We start from the raw sequence: 19,239 nt of genomic DNA, 5'->3' as shown, positions 1-19,239 counted from the left end.
AAATCGCACTGATTCCTAATTTTCATCAGGAATAGTGCCTTTGGAAATCAATTTAAGGAATGCTCAACATAAACAGCTACAAGTGTCGGGAGCAGAGCCAAGTCACCCCACCCACTTGCGCGCGTTGCGCCAGATGCGCATCCACGGGCTCAGCGCGCTGCGGTCGCCGCTGGTCCAGCTCATCTGGATGTTGCGGAACACGCGCTCGGGGTGGGGCATCATGGCCGTGAAGCGGCCGTCCGCCGTGGTCACCGCCGTGAGGCCGCCCGCGCTGCCGTTGGGGTTGAACGGATACTGCTCGGTGGGGGCGCCGTGGTGGTCCACGAAGCGCATCGCCGCGATCGCCTGGGCGGCATTGCCGCGGCGCGCGAAGTTCGCATAGCCCTCGCCGTGCGCCACGGCGATCGGCAGCCGGCTGCCGGCCATGCCTGCGAAGAACAGGCTGGGCGACTCCAGCACTTCCACCAGCGACAGGCGGGCCTCGAAGCGCTCGCTCTGGTTGGTGGTGAAGCGCGGCCAGGCCCCGGCGCCCGGGATGATGTCGGCCAGTTCGGCGAACATCTGGCAGCCGTTGCACACGCCCAGGCCGAACGTATCGGCGCGGCCGAAGAAGCCCTGGAACTGCTCGGACAGCACCGGGTTGAACGTGATCGAGCGCGCCCAGCCGATGCCGGCGCCCAGGGTGTCGCCGTAGCTGAAGCCGCCACAGGCCACCACGCCCTTGAAGTCGGCCAGCCGCGCGCGGCCCGACTGCAGGTCGGTCATGTGCACGTCGTAGGCGTCGAAACCCGCCTCGTTGAAGGCATAGGCCATCTCGATGTGCGAATTCACTCCCTGCTCGCGCAGGATGGCCACCTTCGGCCGTGCGAGGTTCAGGAACGGGGCTGCCACATCCTCGGCCGGGTCGAACGTCAGCGCCACGTGCAGGCCCGGATCCTCGGGCGCGCCCGCCGCCGCATGCTCGGCATCGGCACAGGCGGGGTTGTCGCGCTGCTGGCAGATCTTCCAGCTCACGGCGTCCCACACCTGGTGCAGGTCGGACAGGGATGCGCTGAACACCGCCTTCACGTCGCGCCACACCTGCAGTTCGCCCTTGCCCACGTCCATCGCGGATGCGGCCGGGCGCGTCTTGCCGACGAAGTGGCTGAACTTCGAGAGGCCGTGCTCGCGCAGGGTCTGCATCACCTCGTTGCGCTCGGCGGTGCGCACCTGCAGCACCACGCCCAGTTCCTCGTTGAACAGCGCCTTGAGCGTCAGTTCCTCGCGCCGCGCGCTCACCTGCTGCGCCCAGTTCTTGGCGTCGCCCGTTTCCATGCGGCTGTCGGCGATGCCGTCGCCTTCCGTCACCAGCAGATCGACGTTCAGTGCCACGCCCACATGCCCCGCGAAGGCCATCTCGGCCACCGCGGCCAGCAGGCCGCCGTCGCTGCGATCGTGGTAGGCCAGGATGCGGCCCTGCGCACGCAGCGCGTTCACGGCATCCACCAATTTCACGAGATCCTGCGCGTCGTCCAGGTCGGGCACCTCGCCGCCCTCCTGGCCCAGCACCTGCGCCAGGATGCTGCCACCCATGCGGCAACGACCCTTGCCCAGGTCCACCAGCACCAGCGTGGTGTCCTCTTCCTGCGCATCGAGCTGCGGCGTCAGCGTGCCGCGCACGTCGGACAGCGTGGCGAACGCGCTCACGATCAGGCTCACCGGCGAGGTGACCTTCTTCGCGGCGCCGCCGTCATCCTTCCCGCTACCGGAGGGGCTCGTCCATACGGTGCGCATGGACAGCGAATCCTTGCCCACCGGAATGCTGATGCCCAGCTGCGGACACAGCTCCATGCCCACGGTCTTCACGGTGGCGTACAGGTCCGCGTCCTCGCCGGGCTCGCCGCAGGCCGCCATCCAGTTGGCCGACAGCTTCACGCGCGGCAACTCGATCGGCGCGGCCAGCAGGTTGGTGATCGCCTCGGCCACGGCCATCCGGCCCGAAGCCGGCGCGTCGATCGCAGCCAATGGCGTGCGCTCGCCCATGGACATCGCCTCGCCCGCGAAGCCGCGGTAGTCGGCCAGGGTCACGGCGCAATCGGCCACGGGCACCTGCCACGGGCCCACCATCTGGTCGCGGTGCGACAGACCGCCCACCGTGCGGTCGCCGATGGTGATCAGGAAACGCTTGGACGCCACCGTGGGATGGGCCAGCACGTCGATCACGGCCTTCTGCAGCGGCACGCCGGTGAGTTCGATCGGCGCGGCCTCGCGGCGCACCGTCTTCACGTCGCGGTGCATCTTGGGCGGCTTGCCCAGCAGCACGTCCATGGGCATGTCCACGGGGAATTTCTGGTCGCCCGCCTCCACGGCCGTGTCTTCCAGCACCAGCTGGCGCTCGCCCGTGGCCGTGCCGATCACGGCGAAGGGGCAGCGCTCGCGCTCGCAGAACGCGCGGAAGGTCTCCAGCGATTCAGGCGCGATCGCCAGCACGTAGCGCTCCTGGCTCTCGTTGGACCAGATCTCCTTGGGCGCCAGGCCGGACTCTTCCAGCTGCACCGCCCGCAGGTCGAAGCGCGCGCCGCGGCCCGCATCGTTGGTCAGTTCAGGGAACGCGTTCGACAGCCCGCCCGCACCCACGTCGTGGATCGCCAGGATCGGGTTCTGCGCGCCCTGCGCCCAGCAGTGGTTGATGACCTCCTGTGCGCGCCGCTCGATCTCGGGGTTGCCGCGCTGCACCGAATCAAAGTCGAGTTCGGCCGCGTTGGTGCCCGTCGCCATGGAACTGGCCGCACCGCCGCCCATGCCGATGCGCATGCCCGGGCCGCCCAGCTGGATCAGTAGCGTGCCGGCCGGGAACTCGATCTTCGTCGTCAGGCCCGCGTCGATCACGCCCAGACCGCCCGCGATCATGATCGGCTTGTGGTAGCCGCGGCGCACGCCGGCCACGTCCTGTTCGTACTCGCGGAAGTAGCCCAGCAGGTTCGGCCGGCCGAATTCGTTGTTGAAGGCCGCGCCGCCCAGCGGGCCCTCGACCATGATCTGCAGCGGGCTCGCGATGTGTTCCGGCTTGCCGCCCGCCTCGTCGCTCCAGCCGCCCCAGAGCTTCGATACCGTGAAGCCGGTGAGGCCGGCCTTGGGCTTGGAGCCGCGGCCCGTTGCGCCCTCGTCGCGGATCTCGCCGCCCGCGCCCGTGGAGGCGCCGGGGAACGGAGAGATCGCCGTCGGGTGGTTGTGCGTCTCCACCTTCATGAGCACATGGTGCGTGGCGTCGCTCTTGCGGTAGGCGGGAACGTCCTGCGCCGCGCGCCCGGTGGCGGCCGGCGCGATGAAGCGCTCGACGGCGCTGCCTTCCATGATCGAGGCGTTGTCGGAGTACGCGACGATGGTGTGCTGCGGCGCGAGCTGGTGGGTGTTGCGGATCATCGCGAACAGGCTCTTGTCCTGTTCCTGGCCGTCGATGGTGAACCGTGCGTTGAAGATCTTGTGGCGGCAGTGCTCGCTGTTGGCCTGCGCGAACATCATCAGCTCGACGTCGGTGGGGTTGCGGCGCAGCGACGTGAAGGCGTTGACGAGGTAGTCGATCTCGTCATCCGCCAGGGCCAGGCCCCAGCGGGTGTTCGCGCCTTCCAGCGCTGCCCGCCCGCCGCCCAGCACGTCCACGAATTCCATGGGCACCGCAGGCAGTTCGGTGAACAGGTCGGCCGCCCCGGCCCGGTCCCAGAGCACCGATTCCGTCATGCGGTCGTGCAGCAGCGCGGCCACGGCCTGCTTCTGCGCGTCGGTGAGCGTGGGCACGCCGCCCAGCAGGCCCGGGCGCAGCGACAGGCGGTATTCGGTCACCCGCTCCACGCGGCGCACGTGCAGGCCGCAGTTGCGCACGATGTCGGTGGCCTTAGAAGCCCAGGGCGACACGGTGCCGATGCGCGGCGAGACCACGATGGCGGGGCCGGAATCCGGGCCGGCATAGGGATCGCCGTAGGTGAGCAGGGCCGCCAGGCGCTCGCGGTCGGCCGGCGTCGGCTCGGCGTCGGTGGCCACCAGGTGCACGAAACGGGCCGCGACTCCCTCGATGCGGTCGTGGATGGCCTGCAGGCGGGGCAGGAGCTGCTGGACGCGGAAGGGGCTGAGGGCGTTGCTGCCTTCGAACGAGGTAAGGTGCAGGGTCACTTTGGCGGCCTGTTGCGGGGAAAGGATGGGGCTCGGAGCGGGAGGCCGCGGCCGGCGGGCTGGCCGCTGAATGGGGCCAGCCTCCGGGGCGTCGCGGCGCGTTCGGCGCAGCCCGCCATTTTACCGGCGCCAGCAGCTTCGGGCGGCCGCCAATGCCATCGCCCCACCGGAGGCACCGGACGGCCCCCGATGGGATAATCCCGCCATGAGCATCACCATCAAGTCCGCCGAGGAAATCGCCGGCATGCGCGAAGCCTGCCGCCTGGCTTCGGAAGTGCTGGACTACATCACGCCCCACATCCGTCCCGGCATCACCACGAACGACGTGGACCGGCTCGCCGCCGAGTGCATGGCCGCGCAGGGCACCATCTCGGCCACCATCGGCTACCAGCCGCCGGGATACCCGCCCTACCCCAAGTCGCTCTGCACTTCGCTCAACCACGTGGTCTGCCACGGGATACCGAACGACAAGCCCCTCAAGAAGGGCGACATCATGAATGTGGACGTCACCGTCATCACCAAGGACGGCTGGTACGGCGACAACAGCCGCATGTACCTGATCGGCGACGTCTCCATCGCCGCGAAGCGCCTGTGCCAGCTCACCTTCGAGGCGATGTGGCTGGGCATCCAGCAGGTGAAGCCGGGAGCGCACCTGGGCGACATCGGCCATGCCATCCAGAAGTTCGCCGAGGGCCACGGCCTGTCCGTGGTGCGCGAGTTCTGCGGCCACGGCATCGGCAAGAAATTCCACGAAGAGCCCCAGGTGCTGCACTACGGCCGCCCCGGTACGCTCGAGGAACTGGTGCCGGGCATGACCTTCACGATCGAGCCCATGCTCAACGCCGGCCGCCGCGAGGTCAAGGAGCACGGCAACGACGGCTGGACCATCGTCACCAAGGACCACAGCCTGTCCGCCCAGTGGGAGCACACGGTGCTCGTGACCGAGACGGGCTATGAGGTCCTCACCCTGTCTGCCGGCTCCCCTCCGCTGCCTCCGTTCGTCACTGCCGTGAAGACCTGACGGCTGCGCCGGCGCGCACAGGCGCAGCATGGTTCTTGCTTGCGGAGCGGCCATGCCTGCCGACCGCGCCCCGATGACCCCATCGCTCTCTTCCCCGCACGCCATGCCGCCCACGCTTTCGGAACTCCAGCCCCTGCGCGACGCCTACCGGCAGGACAAGGCCACCCTGCTGGCCAGCCTGCAGTCCCGGGGAGCCTCCACCCGCAGCGTGCGCCCCCTGCTCGGCAAGCTGTCCGCCCTTGCCGACCGGCTGCTGCGCACCCTGTGGCAGCGGGCCGGCCTGCCGGACACCCTGGCGCTGCTGGCCGTGGGCGGCTACGGCCGCGCCCAGTTGTTCCCCTATTCCGACGTGGACGTGCTCGTGCTGCTGCCCGACGGCTGCGAGGCCGCCTGCGAAGGCCCGCTGCGCCCGGCCATCGAGTCCTTCATCGGCAGCTGCTGGGACGCCGGCCTGGAAATCGGCTCCAGCGTTCGCACCGTGGCCGAGTGCCTGACCGAGGCCGCCGCCGACGTGACCGTGCAGACCTCCCTGCTGGAGGCCCGCCGCATCGTCGGCAGCGCTGCCCTGGTCGCGGATTTCCAGCAGCGCTACGACGCACAGATGGACCCGGAAGCCTTCCTGGTCGCCAAGACGCTGGAAATGCGCCAGCGGCACAACAAATACGAGAACACGCCCTACGCGCTGGAGCCCAACTGCAAGGAGTCGCCCGGTGGCCTGCGCGACCTGCAGACGGTGCTCTGGGTGGCCCGCGCCAGCGGCCTGGGCCGCAACTGGAAGGAACTCGCGGCCCACGGCCTCGCCACCGACTTCGAGGTACGGCAGATCGAGCGCAACGAGGCCCTGCTGTTCCTCATCCGCGCGCACCTGCATGCCATCGCCGGCCGCCACGAAGACCGGCTCGTCTTCGACCTGCAGACCGCCGTGGCCGAATCCTTCGGCTACCGCAACCAGGCCGCCGCCGAAGGGCAGCGGCAGCGGCTGCGGGCGAGCGAAAGCCTCATGCGCCGCTATTACTGGGCGGCCAAGGCGGTCTCGCAGCTCAGCCAGATCCTGCTGCTCAACATCGAGGAACGCCTCTCGCCGCCCTCCCACGAACTGCGGCCCATCAACGAGCGCTTCTACGACAAGTCCGGCCTCATCGAGGTCGCCAGCGACGACCTCTACCACCGCGAGCCGCACGCCATCCTGGAAACCTTCCTGCTCTACGAAACAGAGGAAGGACTGAAGGACCTGTCGGTGCGCACGCTGCGCGCGCTCTACAACGCCCGCGGCGTCATGGACGCCGCCTTCCGCCGGGACCCCGTCAACCGGCAGCAGTTCCTGCGCATCCTCCAGCAGCCCGTGGGCATCACCCACGCCATGCGGCTCATGAACCAGACCTCGGTGCTGGGCCGCTACCTCTGGCCCTTCCGGCGCATCGTCGGCCAGATGCAGCACGACCTCTTCCACGTCTATACCGTGGACCAGCACATCCTCATGGTGCTGCGCAACGTGCGCCGCTTCTTCATGCCCGAGCATGCGCACGAATATCCCTTCTGCTCGCAGCTCGCCGGGGGATGGGACAAGCCCTGGCTGCTGTACCTCGCAGCCCTCTTCCACGACATCGGCAAGGGCCGCGGGGGCGACCACTCGCGCATCGGCGCCGAGGAAGTGCGCCACTTCTGCCGCCAGCACGGCGTGGGCGTGGAAGACTCCGCCCTGGTCGAGTTCCTGGTCGCCGAACACCTCGCCATGAGCCAGGTGGCCCAGAAACAGGACCTCACCGACCCCGACGTCATCGCTGCATTCGCCCGGCGCGTGGGCAGCGAGCGGCGCCTCACCGCGCTCTACCTGCTCACCGTCGCCGACATCCGCGGCACCAGCCCGAAGGTCTGGAACGCCTGGAAAGGCAAGCTGCTGGAAGACCTCTACCGCGCCACGCTGCGCACGCTGGGCGGGCGCGCTCCCGACGCCGCCGCCGAGGTCGAGGCCCGCAAGCGCGAGGCGCTGGTCCTGCTCGCGCTCAACGCCCAGCCCTTCGAGGGCCACAAGAAACTCTGGGACACGCTGGACGTCGGCTACTTCATGCGGCACGAGGCCGCGGACATCGCCTGGCACGCCCGCCACATGGCCCGCCACGTGGGCACGGAACGCTCGGTCGTCCGCGCCCGCCAGTCCCTGGCCGGCGAAGGCCTGCAGGTGGCCGTGTACGCCCCCGACCAGCCGGACCTCTTCGCGCGCATCTGCGGCTACTTCGACCGTGCCGGATTCAGCATCCTGGACGCGCGCGTGCACACCGCCAACAACGGCCATGCGCTCGACACTTTCCAGATCGTCGCGCCGGAGCAGGCCGGCCACTACCGCGAACTCACCCACATGGTCGAGAGCGAACTCGCGCGCACCATCGAGGAAGGCGGAGCACTGCCCGAACCCGGCCGCAAGCGCGTCTCGCGCCGGGTCAAGAGCTTCCCGATCACCCCGCGCGTCGCCCTGCGGCCGGACGAGAAGGCGCAGCGCTGGATCCTGCACATCTCCGCCAGCGACCGCGCCGGCCTGCTCTACCTGGTCGCGCGCGTGCTGTCGCGCCATCACCTCAACGTGCAGCTCGCCAAGGTCAGCACGCTGGGCGAGCGCGTGGAAGACACCTTCCTCATCCAGGGCCCGGAGCTGCAGCACAACGCACGGCAGATCCAGATCGAGACCGAACTGCTGGAAGCGCTGTCGGGCTGAGGCGCGGCCCGGCCGGAAAGCCCCGGACGCGCGTCAGTCGTCCTCGTGTTCCGCGATGTCCGGGAACAGCACGTCCGCGTAGCCGAAGCGCGAGAAGTCGCGGATGCGCATCGGGTACAGCTTGCCCACCAGGTGGTCGCACTCGTGCTGCACCACCCGGGCATGGAAACCTTCCACCGTGCGGTCGATCGGCGCGCCGTGCTCGTCGAAGCCCGTGTAGTGGATGCGCGACCAGCGCGGCACCACGCCCCGCAGCCCCGGCACGGACAGGCACCCTTCCCAGTCCTCTTCCTCTTCGTCGCCCAGCGGCGTGATCCGCGGATTCACCAGCACCGTGGGCGGCACAAGCGGCCGGTCGGGGTAGCGCGGGTTGCGCTCCCGGGAGCCGAAGATCACCACCTGCAGGTCCACACCGATCTGCGGCGCGGCGAGGCCCGCGCCGTTCACCGCGCGCATGGTGTCCCGCATGTCCTGCACCAGTTGCAGCAGCGAAGGCGTGCCGAATTCGGCGACGGGCCGGGCGGTGCGCAGAAGACGCTCGTCGCCCATCTTGAGGATGTCGTGGATGGCCATGTGGAAAGCATATCGCCCTGCGCATCGGAAGGCACAATCGCCCCATGCCCGCACCGCCCACGGATCCGCTGCCTCCGCCTCCCGCCCATGCGCCCCTGCCGGCGCCGGTGCGCTGGCTGCTGCTGGCCTTCGCGGCGCTCAGCCTGGGCCTGGGCATCGTCGGCATCTTCGTGCCCGGCCTGCCCACCACCGTGTTCGTTCTCATGGCCGGCTGGGCAGCGGCACGCAGTTCGCCGCGGCTGCATGCCTGGCTGTGGCGGCATCCGCTTTTCGGCTCCATGCTGCGCAACTGGGCCGACGGCGGCCGCGTGAGCCGCCGCGCGAAATGGAGCGCCACGGCCATGATGGCACTGTGCGGCGTCGTGCTCGTGGTCAGCTCCGCGCCGCGGTGGGTGGCCATCGGCGCATCGGCCTGCATGGCCTGCGTGCTGGTGTGGCTCTGGTGTCGCCCCGAGTGAACTCTTTCGACGCGGACATGCGAGTTTCCCGATCGGGCTGTTTTTTGTGTATATAATCTAAGTCTTGTTCCTCGATAGCTCAGTCGGTAGAGCGCCGGACTGTTAATCCGTAGGTCCCTGGTTCGAGCCCAGGTCGAGGAGCCAGAAGGTTTTTGCAGCGGGCACTGCAACCGAATAATGCCCGCTTACATTCGAAGAGTCATTCCTCGATAGCTCAGTCGGTAGAGCGCCGGACTGTTAATCCGTAGGTCCCTGGTTCGAGCCCAGGTCGAGGAGCCACATCAAAGGCCACCCCCAGGGGTGGCCTTTTTATTTTCCGCACCAACGCGCTCCCCCCGGCCTCCCCTGCATCCGGCAGTCCACGGCGCGACCTGCCGCCGGGGCGCACAATGGCACTCTGCCATTCCGCCCGCCCATCTGCACGCCATGCCCTCGCCCGCCCCGCTCGCCTGGCTCGAACCCGACGACCCCTTTCCACCTGTCGCCCGCGCCTGGGGCCCAAGGGATCCGGCCCCCGGCCTGCTCGCGGCCGGCGGGGCGCTCGATACGGCACACCTTCGCCAGGCCTATGCCCAGGGCATCTTCCCGTGGTTCAGCGCAGGGCAGCCCATCCTCTGGTGGAGCCCGGACCCGCGCATGGTCCTCGCGGTGGAGTCGTTCCGCCTGCACCGGTCGCTGCGGCGCACCCTGCAGCGCTTCCGCACCACCCCCGGCTGCGAGATCCGCGTGGACCACAGCTTCCCGGACGTGATCCGCGCCTGCGCGCAGACGCCGCGCGGCGGGCAGCACGGCACCTGGATCGTGCCGGACATGATCGCCGCCTACGAGGAGTTCCACCGCGCTGGCCACGCCCACAGCATCGAGACCTGGCAGGATGGCCGGCTGGTGGGCGGCCTCTACTGCATCGGCATCGGCCGGGCGGTCTTCGGCGAGTCCATGTTCGCCCATGCGACCGATGCCTCGAAGATCGCCCTGGCGGCGCTCGTCTGCCTGTGCCGCCGCCACGGGGCGGAATGGATCGACTGCCAGCAGAACACCGCCCACCTCGCCTCGCTGGGCGCCCGGGAAATCCCGCGCGAGCACTTTCTGCGCAACGTGCACGCCGCCACCGCACTGGCACCCATCACCTGGCGGTTCGATTCCTTATACTGGGACGCATTGCTGCCCCCCTCGCCCGGCCCGCAATGACGCAACTCAACGACCTTCCGCTGCAGACCCTGCAGTTCTACGCGACGGCGCCCTACCCGTGCAGCTACCTGCCGGACCGGCAGGCCCGGTCCCAGGTCGCCACGCCCAGCCACCTGATCCAGAGCGATGTGTATTCCGACCTGGTGGCGCGCGGATTCCGCCGCAGCGGCATGTTCACCTACCGCCCCTATTGCGACGGCTGCCAGGCCTGCACGCCGCTGCGTGTACTGGCGGCCGAATTCCGGCCCGACCGCAGCCAGCGCCGGGCGTGGAAGCAGCACAGCGCCCTCCAGACCCGCGTGCTGCGGCTGTGCTACGAACCGGAGCACTACCAGCTCTACCTCCACTACCAGCGCGCCCGCCATTCCGGCGGCGGCATGGACCACGACAGCATCGACCAGTACACGCAGTTCCTGCTGCAGAGCCGCGTGAATTCGCGCCTCGTCGAATTCCGCGATCCGGCGCCCGACGGCGAGACCGGCACCCTGCGCATGGTGTCCATCCTCGACGTGCTGGACGATGGCCTTTCGGCCGTCTATACCTTCTACGACCCCGATCCGGACTGCAGCTACGGCACGTTCAACGTGCTCTGGCAGATCGAGCAGGCCCGCACGCTCGGCCTGGCGCACGTCTACCTGGGGTACTGGATCGCCGAGAGCGCCAAGATGAACTACAAGTCACGCTTCCACCCGCACGAACTGCGGGTGCACGGCGAGTGGCAGCGCGGCGGCTGAGCCTCCACGCCACGGCCGGGTTTTTCATAAGATAAAATTCCCGCACATTGCCTTGGCCGAGAACCATGAAAAAAGACGACGCAGGCGCCTCCTCCAAACCCAGTGTGCAGGTGCTGGAGCGCATGTTCACCCTCATCGACGTGCTCGCCTCGCGGGAAGAAGCCATTCCCCTGAAGGAAATCAGCGAGAAGACGGGGCTGCACCCCTCCACCGCGCACCGCATCCTCAACGACCTGACCCTCGGCCGCTTCGTGGACCGGCCCGAATCGGGCAGTTACCGGCTCGGCATGCGGCTCCTGGAACTGGGCAACCTCGTCAAGGCCCGGCTCAGCGTGCGGGACGCCGCGCTCCTGCCCATGCGCAGCCTGCACAAGCTGACCCAGCAGCCCGTCAACCTCAGCATGCGCCAGGGCGACGAAATCGTCTATGTCGAGCGTGCGTACAGCGAGCGCTCCGGCATGCAGGTGGTCCGCGCCATCGGCGGCCGCGCGCCCCTGCACCTGACCTCCACCGGCAAGCTGTTCCTGGCGGTGGACGACCCGCAACGCGTGCGCGCCTATGCCGTGCGCACCGGGCTGGCAGGCCATACGCGCAACAGCATCACCCAGCTGCCGGCGCTGGAACGTGAACTGGGCCAGGCCCGGCAGCACGGCATCGCCCGCGACAACGAGGAACTGGAACTGGGCGTGCGCTGCATGGCGGCCGGTGTGTTCGACGACCAGGGCCAGCTCGTCGCAGGCCTGTCGATCTCGGCCCCGGCCGACCGCCTGGACGAAAACTGGCTGCCCAAGCTGCAGGCCACTGCCGACGAGATCTCCGCCGCACTGGGCTATGACCGCGGCCGGGCCAAGAAGGACGCGGGCTCGACCCACCGGTAGCACGGCGCCGGAAACTCACCGGACATCAGCAGCAGCTTGTGGCGGCGCTCGATGCCATCGGAGCCAGCCACGGCCGGAAGCATGCGGATGACGCTATCGGTACACGGGATGGCGATGGCACAAATCCATCACTTGATCCCGCGCTGTCATCAGCACATCGCCACCTGCCTCCAGCGCATCCGGCACGTCGCACAGCGATCTGCAGGGCTTGCGCCAGCTCGGGATCGAAGTCCATCGGTGTGAGAGATGTGTCGTACATGGGGGAAAAAGTCCTGTCTTCGGTTTTGTTGAATCGTTCATCCCACCCCTCTCGGTGGAGCTGCCTCGATCCCGTCCAGCCAGGAAGCAAACACCCCTCGTGCCGCCAGCGGCAAACCGGATTGCAGGGCTCGTGCTTCGGCGCGCAATGTGCGTGGGTCGATGCCGGCCTGAGCCAGTTCGCAGGCATGGCCGACCAGCCAGCGCTCGATGTGGCGCGGGTCCGCCTCCAGATGGCACTGCAGCGCCAGCACATGGTGCCCCACGCCGAACGCCTGGTTGTCGCAAACAGGCGTGCCCGCCAGCCGCGTGGCCCCGGCGGGAATCTCGAAGCGGTCGCCATGCCAGTGCAGCACCGGCACCTCGCCCAGCGCCGCCAGCGGTGACGCCTCGCCTGCCAGAGTCAACGCCAGCGGCGCGAAGCCGATTTCCCTGCCCCCCAAGCCGCTGACATCCGCGCCGAGTGCACGGGCGATCAGTTGCGCGCCCAGGCACATGCCCAGCAGCGGGCGCCGGCATTGCAGCCGCTCGGAAATCACGGCCAGTTCGTCGGCGAGAAAGGGATAGAGCGCGTCGTCGAAGGCGCCTATCGGACCGCCCAGCACCACCAGCAGATCGGCCGCTGCCGCATCGACGGTGCGCCAGTCTGCGGTCGTGGCATCCAGGTAGCGCACGGCATACCCGCGCGCCGCCAGCAGCGGCTCCAGCGTGCCAAGGTCTTCAAAGTGCAGATGGCGGATGGCAATGGCGGTTTTCATGAGGACGGCACCTCTGTGCCGGGTTCGCCGGGCCAGTAGTGGCCGTCTGGCGTGGCGCGTGCGCCAAAGATGGCCTGGCCGATGCGCACCACGGTGGCACCTTCCTCGATGGCGATCTCGAAGTCGCCGGACATGCCCATGGACAGCCCCATCCAGCCCGATGCCTGCGGGTGCGCTCTGGCGCAACCGGTCGCGCAAGGTGCGCAGCAGCACGAAGATTCGTGGGCAAAGCGTGCCACCAGCCTGGCCTTGTTGGTTTGCAGGTGGCCGATGACCGACCATTGCAGGTCGGCCAGATCCTGCATGGCCTCCCATTTCCGGTGGGCTTCCTGCGGCTTGTTCTCGCCCAGCATCCGGCAGCCTGCCGCGTGCGCGAGGCGCAGGCTGGCCTCGGGCCTGGTCTTGCTGACCGGCAGCAGGCGCACCGTCGCGGCATCACGTCCCGCCCGGCGGCAGGCGGCCGCAATGCGCGCCTGCACCGCCTCCAGGTTGCGCCGGAAGTCCTCGACAGTGGCGGCCTCGGGATAGCGGCCGTGCTGGTCGTGGCCGGTCTGCGTGTCGAATGGCATTGGCATCAGTTCGTCCCCCTGCTGATCGGCGCGGGGGCCATGGCGGGCGTGGATGCCTTGTGCGGCAAACGGCCATTCAGGACCGCATGGGCGAGCAGTCCGATCACCAGCCCCCAGAAGGCACCGCCGATACCCAGCAGGTTGATGTTGGCGGCTGCCGCCAGGAAGGTCATCAAAGAGGCTTCGCGCGTCTTCGCGTCGGCCAGGGCGGTGGCCAGGCTGCCGCCGATGGTGCCCAGCAGTGCCAGCCCCGCCAGCGTGGTAATGAAGGTGGCCGGGAAAGCCATGAAGACGGCGGCCAGCGTCACCCCGAACACGCCCACGAGGATGTAGCACACGCCTGCGGCGATGCCCGCGATCCAGCGCCTGGATGGGTCTTCGTGCGCCTCCCGGCCCGTGGCGATGGCCGCCGTGATGGCAGCGATGTTGAAGGCGTGCGAACCAAACGATGCCATCAGCAACGAGCCCAGCCCTGTGATGGTCAGGATGGGGCTGGCACTGGTCCTGAAGCCGTCATTGCGCAGTACCAGCATGCCGGGCATGTACTGGCCGGTCAGGGTGATCAGGAACAGCGGCAGCGCCACGCTCAACAAGGCGTTGGGCGAGAAGGCGGGCATGGTGAAAACCGGCGTGGCCAGCTTCAGTTGCAGCCCCGAAAGATCGACCCGATCCTGAATCAGGAGGAAGGCCAGCCCCAGTACCAGGATTCCCACCACCGCATAGCGTGCGGAGAACCGCTTGAACACCACGTAGGCGAGGATCAGCCATCCGGCCAGCAGTGGGTCGATGCTCATGCCGCCGAAAGCCCTGATGCCAAACGGCAGCAGGATGCCGGCCAACAGCCCGGCAGCCACGCCCTGCGGGATCAGGCGAATGACGCGCTCGAACCAACCCGACAGCCCCAGCGCCACAAAAGCGGCGGCCGAGATCAGGTAGGCCCCGACGGCTTCGGCGTACGGCGTGGTCGCCAGCGCGGTGACGAGAAACGCAGCCGCCGGCGTGGACCACGCGGTGATGATCGGCTCGCGGGACACCCAGCTCAGGATGATCCCCGTCACGCCCACCCCGATGGAAATCGACCACACCCAGGAGGCCGTCAGTTCCGGGCCGAGGCCCGCGACCTTGGCGGCCTGGAACACCAGGATGAATGTGCCGCCGTAGTTGACGATGACCGAGATCAGGCCGGCCACGACGGGATGGGTGAGATCGTTCCAGCGAACGGATGAATGCGAAGGGATGGATGACATGGCCTGAAACCGGCTCCTGACACGGGGGAATGAACACGTTGCGAGATGTATTTATAGTTTTAGAATGGACGGATATTCCCCACCACTTTTTGGTGGACATACCGGCCAATTGTTCAAGCACGCTCAACTCGAATCCGTCAAAGCGTGGGTCGGTGACCCGGCGCATGGCGCATTGCCGCTGCACGCGCGGGTGCAGCGGGCCATTCGCCAATTGATCCTCGATGGCGCGCTGGACGTGGGCAGGCCATTGCCCGCGTCACGCGCCTTGGCGAAGTCGCTGGGGGTGTCCCGCGATACGGTCGAGTCGGCCTACAGCCAGTTGCATGCGGAAGGCTTCATCGAACGGCGTGTGGGCAGCGGCAGCTTTGTGTCGGAACGGGCCCAGCGTCTGCCGGGGCGCGGCAAGCCCCGGCGGACCAGCGTGGAAGGCAGGGCGACGCTGCGCCTCAGCCAGCGCGGCAGCGCCATGTTCCAGAGCGGCGGCGTGCGTGACTTTCTGACGCCGCGCCCGTTCGCCCCTGGTGTGCCCGAGACACGCAGTTTTCCGCTGCAAACCTGGGAGCGACTGGAACGGCAGGTGCTGAAGGAATACGGCACGCTGGCGTTACTGCACAGCCCGCCGCAGGGCATGGAGCCGCTGCGCCGGGCCATCGCCGATTACGTCAATCTCGAACGGGGCGCGCGCGCCACACCCGAGCGTGTGTTGGTGCTGACCAGTTCCCAGCAAGCCTTGGCACTGTGCGCCACTGTGCTGCTCGATGCTGGCGACCGCATCTTCATCGAAGACCCTGCTTATCACGGCGCCCGCAAGGCGTTCGACGCTGCCGGGCTGGAGTGCGTGCCCGTGCCATTGGATGCCGACGGCCTGCGGGCGGAGTATTTGACTGAGGCGAGCGAGGCGCCAGGCGAGGCGGCCAGGGCGGTGTTCCTGACGCCATCGCACCAGTTTCCCACGGGCGCGACGCTGTCGCTGGATCGGCGTCTGGCCGTCATCGAATGGGCCAGACAGCGCCAGGGCTGGATCATCGAGGACGACTACGACAGCGAGTTCCACTACGCGGGCAAGCCCACGGCATGTGTGCAGGGGCTCGATCCCGATGAACGGACGATCTACATCGGCACCTTCACCAAATCGCTGTTTCCTGGCCTGCGCATCGGCTACATGGTGCTGCCGCCGCAACTGGTGGCGCCCATGACCGTGGCCCGCACCTTGCTGGACGGGCACAGCGCACCGATTCCACAACTCACGCTGGCGCGTTTCATCGAAGGCGGCCACTTTGGCGCCCACGTGCGCACCATGCGTGCCGTCTATGCCGAACGGCGCGACGTGCTGGCACGACTGGTGCGCCAGCACCTGGCCGAATTCGTGGAACCCCGGGTGCCTGCCGGGGGCATGCAAATGCCCTGTGTTTTCATCCGCCACATCCCCGAACGCGAGGCCGTGGAATCCGCCCGCCGGGCCGGCATCGACTTGCTGGGGCTGACGACGCTGCATGCGTCGAGCAGGCACGAGGCAGGCTTCCTCATGGGATTCGCCGCCCACGCCCCGCACGAGCTGGATGTTGCCGTCAAAGAACTGGCAAGCGTGCTGCGTGCGCTGTGCCGTTGATGTCGGCACTCCTTCCCGGAGAACCGCTTCTCGGCGATCCCGAGCGCCGCTGGAAACGGGCTCGAGGTATCGCATTCATGCGTACCGATGGTGAAATGAAAAAAGGCCATGCGCCGTTCAGCGCATGGCCCGGTATGCAAGGATTCCCGCCGTGCGAGGGAATCCCCGTGGATGTCAGTCCAGCTTCGCGCTCGCCGTGCCGCCCGATGCATGGAGCGTGCTGGCGGAGCCGAGCGACGGCAGCTTCTCCACCCAGTGGCGCACGCGCTCGGCATCGCCCAGGCGGCTGAACTTGCCGGCGGAATCCAGGAACACCATGATGAGCTTGCGGCCCGCGATATGGGCCTGCATCACGAGGCAGCGGCCCGCCTCGGAGATGTAGCCCGTCTTCTGCAGGCCGATGTCCCACGCGGGATTCTTCACCAGGCGGTTGGTGTTGTTGAAGTGCAGCGTTCTGCGGCCCACTGCCACCTCGTAGCCCGGCGACGTGGTCAGTTCACGCAGCAGCGGATCGGAATGGGCGACATTCACCAGCGTGGCGAGATCGCGCGCGCTCGACTGGTTGTGGCTGGACAGCCCCGTGGGCTCCACGTAGCGGGTTTCCGTCATGCCGATCAGGCGGGCCTTCGCATTCATGCGGGCCACGAAAGCCTCCAGGCCGCCGGGGAACGTACGGCCCAGGGCATGGGCGGCGCGGTTCTCGCTGGACATCAAAGCCAGGTGCAACATCTCTCCGCGCGTGAGCGTGGTGCCCACGGCCAGGCGGGAGCTGCTGAACTTCTCGGTATCGACGTCGTCCTGGGTGACCGTGATCGGCTCATCCATGGGCAGCTTGGCTTCGGAGATCAGCAGGCCCGTCATGAGCTTGGTGAGCGAAGCGATGGGCAGCACCGCATGGTCGTTCTTGCTGAGCAGCACCTCCTGGGTGTCCTGGTCGATCACCAGCGCCACGCTGGACTTCAGGTCGAGGGGATCGGCCACCGAATGCAGTCCGGCGACCTGGCCGAAGGACTGGCGTTCCGGCACCACGGCCGCCACGCGGGGGGCGAGCCGGGCACTGCTGGCAACGGAGCGCGTGGCCTTGACCCGCGTCACGGCCTTGCGGGGCACGGCCTTGGTGGACCGCGATGCCGTGCGCTGCTGCTTGGCGGCGGCCGTGGCGGCCGGCTTCTTCGCTCCCGCTTTCTTGCGCTCGGCCGCGTGCGCTCCAGGAACGGCCAGTGCAAGGCTCAATGCGCAAAAGGCCAGCGCATGGATGAGCCGGGGGACGATGCGGCAGCGTTCTTGCATCAGATGCTCCAAGCGGCAAAAAATTGTATGACAGTGTATGTGAGCAAAAAAAGTCGCGCAAGATCAATATCTTGCGCGACCTTCTCAATGAAGTGGCTGAATTATAAATTCCAGTTTCAGCCTTGCGCAGCCACGCGTTCGGCTTTGCTTTGCAATTTGTTCAACGCGCTCAGGTACGCCTTGGCTGACGCGACGACGATGTCCGGGTCCGCGCCCACCCCGTTGACGACCCGTCCGCTGTCCTGCAGGCGCACCGTCACCTCGCCCTGGCTCTCGGTGGAGCCGCTGATCGCGTTCACCGAGTACAGCACCATCTCGGCGCCGCTGTTGACGTGCGACTCGATGGCCTTGAGCGATGCATCGACCGGGCCGTTGCCCTCCGATGCGCCGTGCACTTCCTTGCCATCCACGGTGAAGACCACCGCGGCATGGGGCCTTTCCCCGGTCTCGCTGCGCTGCGACAGGGATACGAAGCCGTAGCGCTCGCCGGCGCCGGCCGTGGCATCGCCGCTGACCAGCGCGAGGATGTCCTCGTCGAAGATCTCGCTCTTGCGGTCCGCGAGCTCCTTGAAGCGCAGGAAGGCGGCATTCACGTCCGCCTCGCTCTCCAGCTGCACGCCCAGGTCCTGCAGCCGCTGCTTGAACGCGTTGCGCCCGCTCAGCTTGCCCAGCACGATCTTGTTGGCGGTCCAGCCGACGTCCTCGGCCCGCATGATCTCGTAGGTATCGCGGGCCTTGAGCACGCCGTCCTGGTGGATGCCGCTGGCATGGGCGAACGCGTTGGCGCCCACCACGGCCTTGTTCGGCTGCACGACGAAGCCCGTGGTCTGGCTCACCATCCGGCTCGCGGCCACGATGTGCTGCGTATCGATGCCCAGCTCCAGGCCGAAGTAGTCACGCCGCGTCTTCACGGCCATGACGATCTCCTCCAGCGAGCAGTTCCCCGCCCGCTCGCCCAGGCCGTTGATGGTGCATTCGACCTGGCGCGCACCGCCGATCTTCACGCCGGCCAGGGAGTTGGCCACCGCCATGCCGAGGTCGTTGTGGCAATGCACCGACCACACGGCCTTGTCGCTGTTGGGAATGCGCTCGCGCAGGTTCTTGATGAAATGGCCGTAGAGCTCGGGAATGGCATAGCCGACCGTGTCCGGGACGTTGATCGTCGTGGCCCCTTCGGCGATCACGGCCTCCAGCACGCGGCAGAGGAAGTCGGGCTCGCTACGGTAGCCGTCTTCCGGGCTGAATTCGATGTCGGCCACGAGATTGCGCGCGAAGCGCACGGACTGCTTCGCCTGCTCCAGCACCTGCTCCGGCGTCATGCGGAGCTTCTTTTCCATGTGCAGCGGGCTGGTGGCGATGAAGGTGTGGATGCGCGCGCGCTGCGCATCCTTCAGCGCCTCTGCCGCGCGCGCGATGTCGCGGTCGTTCGCGCGGGACAGCGAGCACACCGTCGAATCCTTGATGGCCTGCGCGATGGCCTGCACCGCCTCGAAATCCCCGTTCGAGCTGGCGGCGAAGCCGGCCTCGATCACGTCCACCTTGAGGCGCTCGAGCTGGCGGGCAATGCGCAGCTTCTCGTCGCGGGTCATCGAGGCGCCGGGCGACTGCTCGCCGTCGCGCAGGGTGGTGTCGAAGATGATGAGTTTGTCGGACATCGTGTGCTCCTTGTCGTTGGTGGGCCGGCACCCCGCCCCGCCGGGCGCGGGGCCCGCAAGAAAAAGGCCCGCTGCCATGTGCATGCGGGCCTTCGTCGGTATGCCTTGCGGTGCCTCGACGCGGGAAGGGGGCACTCCGCAGGCA

Annotated in this window: 13 protein-coding genes, 2 tRNA genes and 1 pseudogene; 9 read left to right on the top strand and 7 right to left on the bottom strand. The window is 67.9% G+C overall.

What is annotated here, in order from left to right; translation table 11 throughout:
* Window positions 1–102: 102 nt before the first annotated feature.
* Window positions 103–4,146 carry a phosphoribosylformylglycinamidine synthase gene (gene purL, locus ACGHC0_RS11660; protein WP_415268278.1) on the bottom strand — a complete coding sequence of 1,348 codons (4,044 nt, stop codon included), beginning with the start codon at window positions 4,144–4,146 and terminating at the stop codon, window positions 103–105.
* A 205-nt stretch (window positions 4,147–4,351) separates the two neighbouring features.
* Between purL and map the strand changes: the two genes are divergently transcribed.
* Window positions 4,352–5,167 (top strand): type I methionyl aminopeptidase, encoded by an 816-nt coding sequence (gene map / locus ACGHC0_RS11655; RefSeq protein ID WP_368355357.1) that lies wholly within the window; start codon window positions 4,352–4,354, stop codon window positions 5,165–5,167.
* Between the two features lie 103 nt (window positions 5,168–5,270).
* Entirely contained in the window at window positions 5,271–7,877 is a 2,607-nt protein-coding gene (locus ACGHC0_RS11650; RefSeq protein WP_415268407.1) for a [protein-PII] uridylyltransferase, read from the top strand.
* A 33-nt stretch (window positions 7,878–7,910) separates the two neighbouring features.
* Here ACGHC0_RS11650 and def read toward each other — a convergent pair whose 3' ends face one another.
* The gene (gene def / locus ACGHC0_RS11645; RefSeq protein WP_368355356.1) at window positions 7,911–8,450 is read right to left on the bottom strand and encodes a peptide deformylase; all 540 of its coding nucleotides are present in this window, start codon (window positions 8,448–8,450) and stop codon (window positions 7,911–7,913) included.
* Window positions 8,451–8,494: 44 nt separating this feature from the next.
* On the opposite strand from def, the gene ACGHC0_RS11640 reads away from it, so the two are divergent.
* The 6 genes from ACGHC0_RS11640 (at window position 8,495) to ACGHC0_RS11615 (ending at window position 11,708) form a co-directional block, all read left to right on the top strand.
* Complete coding sequence (locus tag ACGHC0_RS11640) at window positions 8,495–8,908, top strand: YbaN family protein (RefSeq protein ID WP_107159733.1); 414 nt, start codon at window positions 8,495–8,497, stop codon at window positions 8,906–8,908.
* A gap of 68 nt (window positions 8,909–8,976) precedes the next feature.
* A tRNA-Asn gene (locus ACGHC0_RS11635) sits at window positions 8,977–9,052 on the top strand.
* Window positions 9,053–9,111: 59 nt separating this feature from the next.
* A tRNA-Asn gene (locus ACGHC0_RS11630) sits at window positions 9,112–9,187 on the top strand.
* Between the two features lie 147 nt (window positions 9,188–9,334).
* On the top strand, window positions 9,335–10,096 hold the full coding sequence (aat, locus tag ACGHC0_RS11625; RefSeq protein ID WP_368355355.1) for a leucyl/phenylalanyl-tRNA--protein transferase: 762 nt from the start codon (window positions 9,335–9,337) through the stop codon (window positions 10,094–10,096).
* Window positions 10,093–10,830, top strand: coding sequence for an arginyltransferase (locus ACGHC0_RS11620; RefSeq protein WP_368355354.1), 738 nt, complete (start codon window positions 10,093–10,095; stop codon window positions 10,828–10,830). Before aat ends, ACGHC0_RS11620 begins: the two co-directional genes overlap by 4 nt.
* Before the next feature lie 65 nt (window positions 10,831–10,895).
* A complete protein-coding gene (locus ACGHC0_RS11615) occupies window positions 10,896–11,708 on the top strand; it encodes an IclR family transcriptional regulator (protein ID WP_368355353.1) in 813 nt (270 codons plus the stop codon).
* A 296-nt stretch (window positions 11,709–12,004) separates the two neighbouring features.
* Here ACGHC0_RS11615 and ACGHC0_RS11610 read toward each other — a convergent pair whose 3' ends face one another.
* The 3 genes and pseudogenes from ACGHC0_RS11610 to ACGHC0_RS11600 all read right to left on the bottom strand — a co-directional run bounded on the left by ACGHC0_RS11610 (window position 12,005) and on the right by ACGHC0_RS11600 (window position 14,540).
* Window positions 12,005–12,724: a glutamine amidotransferase gene (locus ACGHC0_RS11610; RefSeq protein ID WP_415268277.1), complete on the bottom strand. Its 720-nt coding sequence runs from the start codon at window positions 12,722–12,724 to the stop codon at window positions 12,005–12,007.
* Window positions 12,721–13,299 (bottom strand): annotated as a pseudogene (locus tag ACGHC0_RS11605) (hypothetical protein). The gene ACGHC0_RS11610 and the pseudogene ACGHC0_RS11605 overlap by 4 nt, the downstream one beginning before the upstream one ends.
* Complete coding sequence (locus ACGHC0_RS11600) at window positions 13,299–14,540, bottom strand: benzoate/H(+) symporter BenE family transporter (RefSeq protein WP_415268276.1); 1,242 nt, start codon at window positions 14,538–14,540, stop codon at window positions 13,299–13,301. Before ACGHC0_RS11600 ends, ACGHC0_RS11605 begins: the two are co-directional and overlap by 1 nt.
* A 109-nt stretch (window positions 14,541–14,649) precedes the next feature.
* On the opposite strand from ACGHC0_RS11600, the gene ACGHC0_RS11595 reads away from it, so the two are divergent.
* Window positions 14,650–16,149, top strand: coding sequence for a PLP-dependent aminotransferase family protein (locus ACGHC0_RS11595; RefSeq protein WP_415268275.1), 1,500 nt, complete (start codon window positions 14,650–14,652; stop codon window positions 16,147–16,149).
* Between the two features lie 174 nt (window positions 16,150–16,323).
* Here the strand turns inward: ACGHC0_RS11595 and ACGHC0_RS11590 are convergent, their stop codons facing one another.
* Together ACGHC0_RS11590 and ACGHC0_RS11585 are read right to left on the bottom strand one after the other, a co-directional pair.
* Window positions 16,324–17,439 (bottom strand): serine hydrolase, encoded by a 1,116-nt coding sequence (locus ACGHC0_RS11590; RefSeq protein ID WP_368355348.1) that lies wholly within the window; start codon window positions 17,437–17,439, stop codon window positions 16,324–16,326.
* A gap of 116 nt (window positions 17,440–17,555) precedes the next feature.
* Complete coding sequence (locus ACGHC0_RS11585) at window positions 17,556–19,094, bottom strand: 2-isopropylmalate synthase (protein WP_368355347.1); 1,539 nt, start codon at window positions 19,092–19,094, stop codon at window positions 17,556–17,558.
* Window positions 19,095–19,239: the final 145 nt, after the last annotated feature.

This window comes from Acidovorax sacchari (assembly GCF_042847045.1).
Classification (GTDB): Bacteria; Pseudomonadota; Gammaproteobacteria; order Burkholderiales; family Burkholderiaceae_C; genus Paracidovorax; species Paracidovorax sacchari.
This window is presented reverse-complemented; position numbering and strand designations above follow the sequence as displayed.

Excerpts from the sequence above, each read along its gene's own strand:
- map (WP_368355357.1), top strand. The coding sequence starts at position 4,352 with ATGAGCATCACCATCAAGTCCGCCGAGGAAATCGCCGGCATGCGCGAA.
- ACGHC0_RS11650 (WP_415268407.1), top strand. The coding sequence starts at position 5,271 with ATGCCGCCCACGCTTTCGGAACTCCAGCCCCTGCGCGACGCCTACCGG.
- def (WP_368355356.1), bottom strand. The coding sequence starts at position 8,450 with ATGGCCATCCACGACATCCTCAAGATGGGCGACGAGCGTCTTCTGCGC.
- ACGHC0_RS11640 (WP_107159733.1), top strand. The coding sequence starts at position 8,495 with ATGCCCGCACCGCCCACGGATCCGCTGCCTCCGCCTCCCGCCCATGCG.
- aat (WP_368355355.1), top strand. The coding sequence starts at position 9,335 with ATGCCCTCGCCCGCCCCGCTCGCCTGGCTCGAACCCGACGACCCCTTT.
- ACGHC0_RS11620 (WP_368355354.1), top strand. The coding sequence starts at position 10,093 with ATGACGCAACTCAACGACCTTCCGCTGCAGACCCTGCAGTTCTACGCG.
- ACGHC0_RS11615 (WP_368355353.1), top strand. The coding sequence starts at position 10,896 with ATGAAAAAAGACGACGCAGGCGCCTCCTCCAAACCCAGTGTGCAGGTG.
- ACGHC0_RS11610 (WP_415268277.1), bottom strand. The coding sequence starts at position 12,724 with ATGAAAACCGCCATTGCCATCCGCCATCTGCACTTTGAAGACCTTGGC.
- ACGHC0_RS11600 (WP_415268276.1), bottom strand. The coding sequence starts at position 14,540 with ATGTCATCCATCCCTTCGCATTCATCCGTTCGCTGGAACGATCTCACC.
- ACGHC0_RS11590 (WP_368355348.1), bottom strand. The coding sequence starts at position 17,439 with ATGCAAGAACGCTGCCGCATCGTCCCCCGGCTCATCCATGCGCTGGCC.
- ACGHC0_RS11585 (WP_368355347.1), bottom strand. The coding sequence starts at position 19,094 with ATGTCCGACAAACTCATCATCTTCGACACCACCCTGCGCGACGGCGAG.